Below are 11768 nucleotides of genomic sequence, written 5' to 3'. Positions count from 1 at the left end.
GTTTCGGCTTCTATTAAGCGAGGTAGTTTTGGATAAATGTTCGCAGTTGTGGCTCTTCATTACCTTTTATGCTAATTTATTAATTAAACATCATAAATTGCCTGTAAAATCAACGATTCTAGTGGATGGTCGCGAAAGTCAGCACCTCAAATGATAGCCATAACGAATAGACTTATTGACCAGAAAGGGTTTCAGCCAACTTCACGGACACTTTTAGCATAACAAGTAATGAAGAGCCGCAGTTGTTTGAGTTCGCAAGCTTCAGCAAGGCGGATAACTTCTCGGCTAAAAGCCGTCGCATTTGCATCCTGAAGTTCCCCGGCGACTTCGATATCTTCGATCGCCTCGCCCGAACAATTTATATAGATCCCAACTCGATCGATATTTTAACTTGCGGTTGCTGGTATTGTAAACGATCGGGAATTACGCAGACGCGATGGAAAACTGGGTTTTTGACTTGACATTTCAGGACGCATTTCGATCCGCGATCTGCAGTAGATTGCTGGTTTCTGAAGTACATTCAATAGCCTGTAGGGACACGGCATTGCCGTGTCCCTACCTCTGGTATGTCCCGAACATACCTGAAAAATGCTGTAATTTACTTGATGTTTAACATTCTAGGCATCAACTTGTCAAAAATATTATCCCGCATAAATGGGAAGGGTAATGATAAATTCTGTACTTTGTCCTGGAGTAGAATTAACTGTGATATTACCGCCATGTTTTTCGACAATAATTTGACGGGCGATCGCCAATCCCAATCCCGTGCCTTGCCCCACAGCTTTTGTGGTAAATAAATGGTCGAAAATCCGCTCTTTTACCTCGGACGACATTCCCTTGCCGTTATCGGCGATCGCAATTTTCACAGATTCACCTTCTACCATTGTGCGAATAGTAATCCGATTTGGATTGTTTTCAATTGCCGCAAAACTTCGTCCATAATTTGATTCATCTAGGGCATCGATCGCATTGCTGAGCAAATTCATAAAAACTTGGTTCAGTTGACCGGGAAAACATTCGATTTGAGGCAGATTTCCGTAATCGGTGACAACTTCCATCGCCGGACGGTGTTCGTTAGCTTTCAGTCGGTGTTTGAGAATTAAGAGCGTACTGTCAATGCCATCATGAATATTAAAGGGAACTTTGTAGTCTTTATCGGCTCTGGAGAAGGTGCGGAGGCTGGTGCTGATGCCGCGAATGCGATCGCACCCTACTTTCATCGACGACAGCATCTTGGGCAAATCTGCTAAGGCATACTCCAAATCAATATCCTCAGCATCTTGTTCGATTTCTTTGCCGGGATTTGGCAGCTTTTCTTGATATAATCTCAAGTGGTTAATCACATCTTTGATGGTAGTCGTTGCTTCGTCAATATTGCCGTTAATAAAGCCGACAGGATTGTTGATTTCGTGGGCGACTCCGGCGACGAGATTGCCCAAGGCGGACATTTTTTCGCTCTGTACGAGCTGTAACTGGGCTTGCTGCAAGTCAAAGAGCGATCGTTCTAATTTTTGGGCATAAGCTTGAGATTGTTGGTACAAGCGGGCATTTTCGAGGGAGATGGCCGCTTGGGCGCACAACATTTGGATGACTTGAGTGCGATCGCCCGTAAATGCCCCAATAGTCAAGTTATTTTCTAGATATAGCAACCCGATTAATTTACCCTGATGCAAAATCGGCGCGCAAAGAAGACTTTTGGGTTTTTGCTCCATCAAATACGGCTCTGCCATAAAATCGTTTTGTGCTGCTGCATTATCCAAAACAACAGTTTTCAAAGTGCGCTTGACGTAGTTAACCGCAGCAGCAGGAACCTCTGCACTAGCTGACAGCGGCACAGACATTGAGATGACATTTTCCTTGATAGAGGCGACAGCTTCGACTGCGAGATTCCCCTGCTTAACCAACAGCAGAACTGCTTTTGTAGCCCCGGCATTTTCGAGCAACACAGACATTAGTGCCGCCTGCAATTTTTCTAATTCAATTTCACTCGATAGAGCTTGGGAGGCTTTAAAAATAGTGTCGAAATCGAGAGCTTCGGAAATACTACTGCTGCTAGATTGAGTTGTTTGGAAGGTTTGATGTAAAACTGAGGATTGATTGATGGTTTGTAGCCGAATTTCGCTGATTGCAGAACGGTTTTGTTTGGTCTGAAATATGGGAGCAAGAAGTTCGGGATAGCGTTGTTCTAAGTCATCAATTTTGGCTTTTGCACCCCAGCGTGCATAACCGTAGTAGGCATTTGCCAAATAATCCTGGGCAATTTTTTCTTTACCCCAGTCTAGATAAAACTTGGCAGCAAGTTCGTTGGCGAGGGCTGCTTCATAGCCATACTCGTGAGTCTGAGCTTGGGCAATAGATTGGTCATACAAATCGATTGCTTCTGATTTTTGCCCGTTGAGCCGGGCTTTTTCTGCTTGGATCAAAAGGCACTTATGCTCAATATTTTCTGGACAATCTTGCTGCCAACGGGTTAACCGTTCTTCCAGAGGTAAGATGGCTTGCCAATGGGACTGACGCTCAGCAGCATCGTCAGCAATCTCAATCAGTGCCAAGTGCATGAGTATGACATAAAAGACACTGGACGGCACTTTGGCATGGCTGGGAACAGTTTCCTCAATGATGTGGAGTTGAGGAATTAATTTTGGATAGGTAGCTTGTTGATTGAACAGGAAAGCATGACGAATTTTGACCGAATAAAACCATGCCAAATGATAGGGCGCGTCGTGATATTTTTGCAAATACTCTGCTTCACTGAACCCTTCATCATCAAAGCTCAAGGGGGTGGTTGTTAACCCCAGAAGATGACGAATGGGTTGCAGCACACCAACGGTGAGGGCATCGAGATTCTCTAAACTTTTAATCTGACGAAGAAACTCTGTATGGGTTTGGGCGATCGCATACAGGTCATTCAAGTTTTTGCCATAGGTCAACCGATCGGAGCCACTTTGGATGATCGTGAAGCCTACGGTCAGCCAGTTCCCAGCATCCATCCCACACTTAAAAGCATTGTCATAGTAGGTATCGGCTGCTTGCAGGGGACGACTCCAACTATGCACATCGGCAGCAAACAGGAAATTGGTCATCCCCCGCACATCAGTATTATCAAATTGTTCACAAAGTCGTATCACTACATTACCAAATTGATAAGCTTGGGCAGCATCTTTGAGTAAGGCATTAGCGATTAGACCGTAACCCACATAGCCAAAGGGAGACATATCGCTGTTGCCGTGCTGTAACGACAAAGTTGTCATCTTAGCTAGTGCAAGTAGCGCCAACGTAGATTGACCATCCAGCCATGCTGCATAGAACAGAATTTGTAATATCCTCAACATTTCTGCAATGGTGTCATTCGTCATCTTTGGCAAACCAAGAATCGATTCAATTGCTTGCTGTTCTAAGAATTGATTGACCGCAGCAATTTGTTCATCGAGGCTGGCTTGGATGCTTTCTGGTTCTATGGGCATTCCCCAGCCCAGCAGTTGGAGGCTTTGGCGTTGAATGGCGATCGCTTCTTTATTGCGACCCTGAAGTTGGTATTGAGTCATCTGCACCCGATAAATCACCGCTTTGTCTAGGGGTGTTTGGGCTTGGGTCAGGGTGACCGCATAGAGTGTTTCTGCTTGGTCGAAATTACCACAGAGATAAGCGGCTTCTGAGGCATCTCGATGTAGGGCGTAGGCTAATTCATAGTCTACCTGCCAAGACTCAGCGGCTAATAAATCAATGCCAATTTCACAATAATTCTGAGCCGCTTGATAGGCGGCTGAAACTTTTGCCTTTTGTCCAGCTTGCAGATTTAACTTAGCCAGTTGGTATTTCTGGACTGGATTGGAGATCGTCGTTCTCCCTAAATTCAGTTGATTAACGATCTCAAAAATCTGTTCAACTTGTTCCTGCGGAGACAGATTCTTTAACAGTAAGTGACCAATTTTCCAGTGTGACTGTTGTTTTTGGTCATCGGGAATCAGAGAATAGGCGGCTTGTTGGATGCGATCGTGCAAAAATCGATACGTTGGATTGACAGACTCCGGATAAGCTGACTGTTCTGTACCTTGAAAGAACTTATAGACTTGGCTCGTCGGTAGAATTAAGCCCTCTTGCAATGCTTTCCACAATGCAGTTGCGGCATCGGTTTGAGACTGCTCAGAGACGATCGCCAACGTCCCCAAATCAAACTGATTACCCACACAAGCCGCTAATTTGAGTACCTGTTGTGTCTCCAAGGGCAATTTCTGCAATTGCACTGCCATAAACTCAACAACATCATCAGTAAGCGCCAGCGCATTCACTTGGGCAATATCACATTCCCAATAACGGTGATCGCGATCGAACATGATGCAGCCCTCTTCATACAGAGCTTTAAGAAACTGTGTCGCAAAAAAGGGATTACCTTTCGTTTTGCGATCGATTAACTCCGTCAGCGGTTGAGCCAGTTCCCTCGAACAATTCAATGTATCGGCAACCAGATGATTGGTGTCATTAAACGCCAACGGTGCCAGAGTAATTGTGTTAACGATCGCGTTCGCTTTTCTGATTTCTTCTACGGTCAATATAAATGGGTGGATGGGTGAAACTTCATTGTCTCGATAGGCTCCCAACATCAGTAAATAGCTATTGTCACTCATCAATAGTTTGATCAACTGAAGTGAAGCCGAATCTGACCACTGCAAATCATCCAAAAACACCACCAGCGGATGCTCTGCGGTGGTAAAAACTCCAATAAATTTTTGGAATAATAAGTTAAATCGATTTTGTGCTGCACTGCCTGATAGTTCTGTTGCTGCGGGTTGCTCACCAATAATCAGTTCCAGTTCGGGAATTACCTCAATTAAAACTTGTCCGTTGTCTCCAACTTCTGAGAGAATTTTAGCTGTCCACGTTTGCAATTGAGCGTCTGATTCTGATAGCAATTGTCCCATCAAATCCCGCAAGGCTTGGACAAATGCTGAAAATGGAATATTGCGGTTAAATTGGTCGAATTTCCCTTTGATGAAATAACCCCGCTGCCGCACAATTGGTTTGTGGACTTCGTTAACTACAACTGTTTTCCCAATCCCGGAAAAACCAGCTACTAACATCATTTCGACCCCCCTCTGTCCCCCCGAGGTTCGGGGGGATGCAACCCGATCAAAGGCTTCGAGTAGGGTTTTTACTTCGGTTTCTCTCCCGTAGAGCTTCTCTGGTATGATAAAGCGATCGCACAAATCCCTCTGGGCTATGGCAAAACTTCCAATTTGACCACTTTCTTCTAGTTGACTCAAGCACAATTCTAAATCAAATTTTAGTCCTAAGGCGCTCTGATAGCGGTTTTCAGCATTTTTGGCCATCAATTTGCTGACAATCTCCGAGAGTACCTGCGGGATTTCCGGCTTAATTTCATGCAGCGATGGCGGTTGCTTGGCAATATGACAGTGCACCAATTCCATCACATCGTGGGATTGAAACGGCAATTCTCCCGCCAGCAATTCATAGAAAGTCACGCCCAAAGAGTAAAAATCAGTGCGGTAGTCAATGCCGCGATTCATCCTTCCAGTTTGTTCGGGAGACAAATAGCCGAGTGTCCCTTCCAGCACGTTAGGATTCATCAGGGTTTGAGTTTCCCTGGGCAGCAAAGATGCGATGCTAAAGTCAATTAGTTTGAGTTGTTTTGTTTCTGGATTAATTAAAATATTGGCGGGTTTAATGTCTTTGTGAATGATGCGGTGGCGGCAGAGTATATCTAATGTACTGCTGATGTCGATCGCCATTTGCAGAAAATCCCTCAAATTCGGCGCAGTTTCCGCTTGTTCCCTCCATTCCTTCAGAGAGATTCCCCCGAAGTCTTCCATTACCAGCGCATAGCTGTTTTGGTAAGCTTTTAAGCTGTAGGTTTCGATGATTCCGGGTAAATTGAGGTTTTTGGCGATCGTATACTGATTGCGAAATTGCACGAGTTCGCTAAAGCTGGGATACTTGCTGCACAAGACTTTGATGGCGACTGGCTGTTTGTCGCTAGTACGGAAACCTCGATAAACTAGGGTGCGAGTGCCTGAGTAAATGCGATCGACAATTTCATAACCTGTGAATGTAAAATTTTCAGTTGTCATACTTTGATTATCTGCCTCATCCGTAGGCTATTTGTAGCTTAACAGAAGGGAATAGAGTTCCAACTTCCATGATTGTTAAGTAAAATGAACATGACATAGATCGCTCAATTGTTGTGATTCATATCACTAAAACAACGCGCTGCTTAAACTAATCAGATTCTATTTTCATGAAAAACTAAATAGCAGCATCCAGATTGGAATAGTGAATAATAACGTAACGCAGCCAATGCCGATCGCAGTTACGGTCAATTCGCGATCGAGATTAAAAACTTCAGCCAGCAAAGTAGTACCAAAAGCCGGAGGCATTGCCATTTGCAGCACCAGCGAAAGCCGCGGCGCGCCCGTAATGCCAACAAACGTTAAACCCGCGCCAAATACCAAGGGAATTAACAGCATTTTAATTGACAGACAACTCAAAACTTGTTTGAGATTGTGCAAAGAATTCAACTTGCTCAACTGCATCCCGATCGTAATCAAAGATAAACTAATTACAGCCCAAGCACCTGTTGTTAACAAATCTTCGATTGGTGCCGGCAGTGGCAAGCTGCGCGAAACAAATCCCATACCCAGAGCCCACAGTGCCGGATTCTGCAAAATTGCTCGCAGGGGACTTAACCAATGCTGGTGTAGATTGCTGTTACCGCAGCCAGAGGCGATCGCAATTCCGAGTAAATTGATTGCCGTACCAGTGCCCAGCAAGTCATAAAACAACCCCCAAGCAAAGTGTTCCGGGCCCAACAAAGACAAGGTGATGGGAATTCCTAAAAAACCCGTATTACCAAACATCGCCGCTAATAAAAAACTGCCTTGAGTCGGCAAACTCCAAGCAGTTTTGGCTTCCGAGGTATTTTTGCCTGGATTAATAGTCTTGAGACGTTCCTCGCCCCAGCCGAAATTTATCGCAATCCAAGCGAGTCCGCCACCCGCTAGAATTGCCACCCAAGCTATCAGCGGTGCAATCAAAATAGGGCCAGACAAATTGGCGCGGCGGATAAAAGCAACAATGCTCAGCGGTGTGCCAAAAAAGAACAGAAACTTGGCTAAATATGTAGAATAGCTTCTCGGTAGCAGGCGGCCGAGAATGAATCCAAACGCTACCCATCCGATTAAATTTAGATAGAGTTTGAGCAGCGGATTTGCTAAATTAAGCATTATTGATTAAATATTTTAGGACTGGCGCGGGTGGTCAGAAACCGGGTTTTTACGAAAATATTTCGTTTTTACCCGCAGATTCGGTAAAAAACCCGGTTTCTGTGGCCTTGATGCACACTACTTTTGGCAACTGTTGCTAAGCATTAATGCTTATTTAGCCTAGCAGATAATTTTCCTCAACAGGCCTTGACACCGACAAAAGGGCGTGTCAAGATAGTGTTGAGGAATAAATCAACACGAGTGAAAAGTATGGCACGGCAAGCAAAACAATCATCTCAGGTCAAAAGTTCCAGCAGCCAAGCAGCCTCGAATAATCGCACCAAATTTACCCTCTACAATTTTGCCGGAAATGAAAAGGCATTCTATTTAGTCGATCGCCTCAATCTCGAAAGAACACCAGGCGATATCCCCGAAAAATCCGTCGCCCACAGCATCATCATTATCGATCGCTCCGGCTCGATGTATTCTGACTTAAAACCGCTGAAAGAAACCCTAGTCAAGCTTTTGACTTTAGACGAATATAACAATTACCAACTAATTGTCAGCCTCATTTCCTACGCTGACAATGGAGACGTAATTTGTCACTTCCAGCGAATTCCCATTCAAGAAGTGACGAAGATTGACTCTCAATACATCAAACAAATTAAAAATATCCAAACCGCTGGCTGTACCTGCATATCGCAGTCGATGCAGCTTGCTAAATCTCTCGTAAAAGCAGGAGAAGTGACAGCAATTAACTTGCACACAGACGGTTATGCAAATGACCCGAGTCCTAATGCCGAAGCGGCAAAACTAGCGGAAATCTGCAACGAACTTAAGGACATGGATGTGTTTGCCAACACGATATCCTATGCTTCTGCTGACTTCAAACTGCTCTCAAAAATCGCCAACACTTTATCGGGAAATTGCATCCGCGCTGGCGAAGTTAAAATGGTTTATGATGCTCTGTACGACAGCACAAAACTGTTAGGTGATTCGGTGGCGCCACCGCTGGAAGAACCGTTAATCAAGGAATACGATTATCAAGTTTTTGTTTCCAAAACTGGCAAAAAAATCAGCGGTTCATCGAGTACGCTGAAAATCTGCGGGCTGAAAGCAGACGATGCGGGACTGTTTTACAAGTATCAGCAAGTCACCAAAGATGAGTATGACAAATTAGAAGTTCCGGTTGCTCAAACTGATGAGTCGGTGTTTGCTTTTGCGAAAGCTAACCTCGCTGACGGCAATTTGAATACGGCGAAGTATGCGCTGGCGAGTACCTTCGATGCTACTTTGACGGAAAAACACGCGAAAGCTTTGACAAATGCTCAAATAGCCGAGTTTACCCAGGATTTGGAACGGGCTGTGTTTGCGCCTGATGTGTTGCAAAATCATGAAATTGGCGATCGGGTAAAAGTCAGCGATAAAATTTCCCTGCTGGAGTTGATCGAGATATTGGAGGAAAACAGCAACAGCATCATCATCAACTTGAAACACTTGCAAGAAAACTATCAGCGCAAAGGTTTGAAGCGAGTTGAAGGAAAGCGAGACGAAAACGGCAACCTTGTCAAGCCTTGGCTGAAAACAGAATTCTTAGATGGCGGCGAATACGTGCGGATGGGTTCATTTGCGATCAATCAAAATACCGCTACCATCAATATGCTGATTACCCGGAAAGTTAAACTGGTAAAAGTTGAGGATGGAAGTGCGATCGCAGAAGTGGCAGGAATTCTGGTGACAGACCTGAATACTTTCAACAACTATACCATTGTCAGCGACGGCGAAGTTAATATCAAGTCGCTGCGAACCAAAATCAGCAGCAAAGCAGTGTTTGATTTGCTCAAAAAATGCGGTATCCTCCAACAATACGGCTCGCCTGCGGGAGATTTTGACTTCCATTCGGAGTACGATATTAACTTAGACAGTTTGCCGCTAGTGCCGTTTGACGGACGTTACGGCAGCCTTGACGGAGTGTTTGAGGAACTCGCAAACATTAAAATTCTCTCCAGCATTCTCTCGGCTCATTTGAAGGAAGCATCCGAGAGTTATACGGCTCAACAGTTGGAAGAGTTGAAACATCACTATCTGTCGAAAAGCCTTTACCTCAACTTTCCGACGACGACGGAGTACACAGAGTTGAAAAGTGCGATCGCCAACGGTACAGTAGATTCGCGAGTCAGCTACAAAATCGACATCGGCAGCAAAAACATCCTCAATTTCGGCAAATTGCATTCTGCCAACAAATTTCTCGATCGCCTGTACGAAGTTTACCACAAAAACACAGGCGAAAAGCTGGCAAAACCGACATTTGACATCACCTTAGATGAGCCTGTCGTCTTCGCACACAAAACAGTTTCATCCCGCACCAAAATCACCAAAGTTGACGACTTAATGAAACAAATTTTCGATGACTTTTTGGGATTGGAGAATAACGGAATTGTTAGCGCTACCTTAGCCAAAGTTGGTGCAGACAGCTTGCTGCGGCTTCTGCAAGCAAAATGGCAGGAAGAAGATGTCAAGCGAGACGAATTTGTCGCTGCTTTAACCCGTGCAAACGAGCAACTGGAAACCTACGCCGAAAAAGTGTATGCTGAGAAAGTTTCGCCGCTAGTTTTCTACATCGGTTCAACCGGACTTATTCCCGATGAAATGGAAGCGAAGGCGGCGACTGCTGAGGAAATCAATGCTAAATACGGCAACTTGCAATTCTCTAAAGATGAGCAAGAGGGGATGTTTTTTGAAGTCGGCGACTGCATAATTAGCGTGTACGCTAAAAATGAGTATTTCACGGTAGGAAAGTAGGAACAAAGGTTCGCAGTCAGGTACGTAGTTGCGCTTCAGCGCTCTTTCATACATAAGATAAAGAGCGCTGAAGCGCAACAACATACCTTTGCGGGATTATTTTTTAGGTACGTAGTTGCGCTTCAGCGCTCTTTCATACATAAGATAAAGAGCGCTGAAGCGCAACAACATACCCAAGATATTACTTAAAACGGGATTTCCTCATCTTCATCTTCCACAGTCTTAGCCGTCATCCGCCAACTGGTAATATACTCAATCTGCACATCAATTGTGTTAATCGCATCCCCCAACTGCTTTTGGATGTATTGAGTCAGCGTCACCATAAAATCTAATTCAACTCCCGCAGATTGCACAACTTTAGCCAAGCTAGCAAAATCTACCTTCAAAATCGAAGAACTAGATAACTTAAAATCAGGAGTATTGCTCTTATTTTGCACCAACATTGCTTTTTTAATCCGTTCTTTCAGATGCTCAACTTCCGAATCCAGCAACTTCCATTCAGGGAAAATTTCTTGATACCTTTTCCCCAATGCCGTTAAATCTTCACTCTCGGGTTCCGGCACAATTTTCTTAGCAGTAGATTTTCGCCGCTGCTGTACATTAGAATTCAACCGCCAACTAGCAATATCCTCAACTTGCAAAGATGGATGAGTAATAAGTTCACCTAACTGTTTTTGAATTTCTTTCGTCAGTGTCACCGGAAAATTTAAATCAATTTGCTGAGTTTGTGTCAGTTTCGCCAGCGTCATAAAATCAACTTTCATAGTTATCGAACTGGAAAGCTGAAAACAAGAACTATCTTTGAGCTTTTGTGCCATCATTCCTGCTTTAAATCGTTCTTTGACTTCAGCTATTTCTGAATCAAGCGGCTTCCACTGAGATTCTATTTGCTGATATTTTTTCCCCAAGGATATCAAGTTTTCCGTTGCGGGTTCGGGGTAAGATTCGGCAAGGATTTCTAGCAAGCGGCTGTGCACTTTAGCTAAATAAACCGCGTCCATCTTGGCATATTCTAGCTGCTTCTGGGTCAGGGGACGCTTTCCCCAATCGCCACTTTGTTCTGTTTTATCTACATAAGTAATGCCGCAAAGTGTTTCGATTAATGTTTTGAGTTGTCGGTTGGGTAAGGGCAGGATATAAGCTGGAATTTTTCTCGCCATTTGCAATGTACAAGTGACATTTTTGGCGTCGTCATTACCCAGAAATCTGATGTCATAGCTGGCGCTGTGGAAGACTTTTTCAATATCTGGATTGACCATGATTTGGTTGATGAAGTCTTTTGCCAATTCAGGTTGATCTAAGACATCTAGTAGAAACGTGGCATCTCCTGTCGCATCGGTGGAGTCAGCTAACACTTGAATTAGAGATAATCTGGGGTTCGATTTATAGTCTGCTATTTCTGTGTCAACCCACAGGATTTTAGCTTGCGAAAATTTAGCGATGAGTGCTTTGATGTCGTTTGCTGCTGTTAAATAAGGCATTTTTACAGACTTTTGCTATTAACTTTAGGCTTATATTATGCTATAGCAATTATCGGATCGATTGTCAAGTATTTTTCTGCTCTTATCTTCTTTAAATCAGAGGTAAAAATTGATTAATTCTGACTTCGTGCTAGTGTCGGCGTTATCATCCCGTTGTTCATCGCATTTTCCCAAGTTCATTAAAATTAATCTTGTCGCCAAATCTTGATAGTTTCATCTGAACCACCACTAAAAAGCGTCTGTCCATCCGGGCTGATGGCGACAGAAT

At 44.1% G+C, this 11768-nt stretch carries 6 protein-coding genes; 2 read left to right on the top strand and 4 right to left on the bottom strand.

The genetic code is table 11. The annotated features are described in order from the left end of the window. The first annotated feature begins 242 nt into the window (after positions 1 to 242). Positions 243 to 461, top strand: a complete 219-nt coding sequence (locus JGK14_RS11095; protein WP_293179744.1) for a hypothetical protein — start codon at positions 243 to 245, stop codon at positions 459 to 461. A 180-nt stretch (positions 462 to 641) separates the two neighbouring features. On the opposite strand, the gene JGK14_RS11090 is transcribed toward JGK14_RS11095, so the two are convergent. Both JGK14_RS11090 and JGK14_RS11085 read right to left on the bottom strand, forming a co-directional pair. After that, positions 642 to 6086 carry a trifunctional serine/threonine-protein kinase/ATP-binding protein/sensor histidine kinase gene (locus JGK14_RS11090; RefSeq protein ID WP_325315058.1) on the bottom strand — a complete coding sequence of 1815 codons (5445 nt, stop codon included), beginning with the start codon at positions 6084 to 6086 and terminating at the stop codon, positions 642 to 644. A 165-nt stretch (positions 6087 to 6251) separates the two neighbouring features. Next, the gene (locus tag JGK14_RS11085; protein WP_293179738.1) at positions 6252 to 7238 is read right to left on the bottom strand and encodes an AEC family transporter; all 987 of its coding nucleotides are present in this window, start codon (positions 7236 to 7238) and stop codon (positions 6252 to 6254) included. A 249-nt stretch (positions 7239 to 7487) separates the two neighbouring features. Here JGK14_RS11085 and JGK14_RS11080 point away from each other — a divergent pair, with 249 nt between their 5' ends. Further along, positions 7488 to 10019 carry a vWA domain-containing protein gene (locus tag JGK14_RS11080; RefSeq protein WP_325315057.1) on the top strand — a complete coding sequence of 844 codons (2532 nt, stop codon included), beginning with the start codon at positions 7488 to 7490 and terminating at the stop codon, positions 10017 to 10019. A 185-nt stretch (positions 10020 to 10204) separates the two neighbouring features. Here the strand turns inward: JGK14_RS11080 and JGK14_RS11075 are convergent, their stop codons facing one another. Together JGK14_RS11075 and JGK14_RS11070 are read right to left on the bottom strand one after the other, a co-directional pair. Further along, a complete protein-coding gene (locus tag JGK14_RS11075) occupies positions 10205 to 11500 on the bottom strand; it encodes a ribonuclease D (RefSeq protein WP_293219195.1) in 1296 nt (431 codons plus the stop codon). A gap of 185 nt (positions 11501 to 11685) precedes the next feature. Beyond that, the gene (locus JGK14_RS11070; protein WP_325315063.1) at positions 11686 to 11757 is read right to left on the bottom strand and encodes a WD40 repeat domain-containing protein; all 72 of its coding nucleotides are present in this window, start codon (positions 11755 to 11757) and stop codon (positions 11686 to 11688) included. Between the last annotated feature and the right edge of the window lie 11 nt (positions 11758 to 11768).

The organism is Microcoleus sp. PH2017_28_MFU_U_A (assembly GCF_020738035.1).
GTDB lineage: Bacteria > Cyanobacteriota > Cyanobacteriia > Cyanobacteriales > Microcoleaceae > Microcoleus.
Note: the sequence above shows the minus strand (reverse complement) of the source record. Positions and strands in the feature narration are given on the sequence as shown.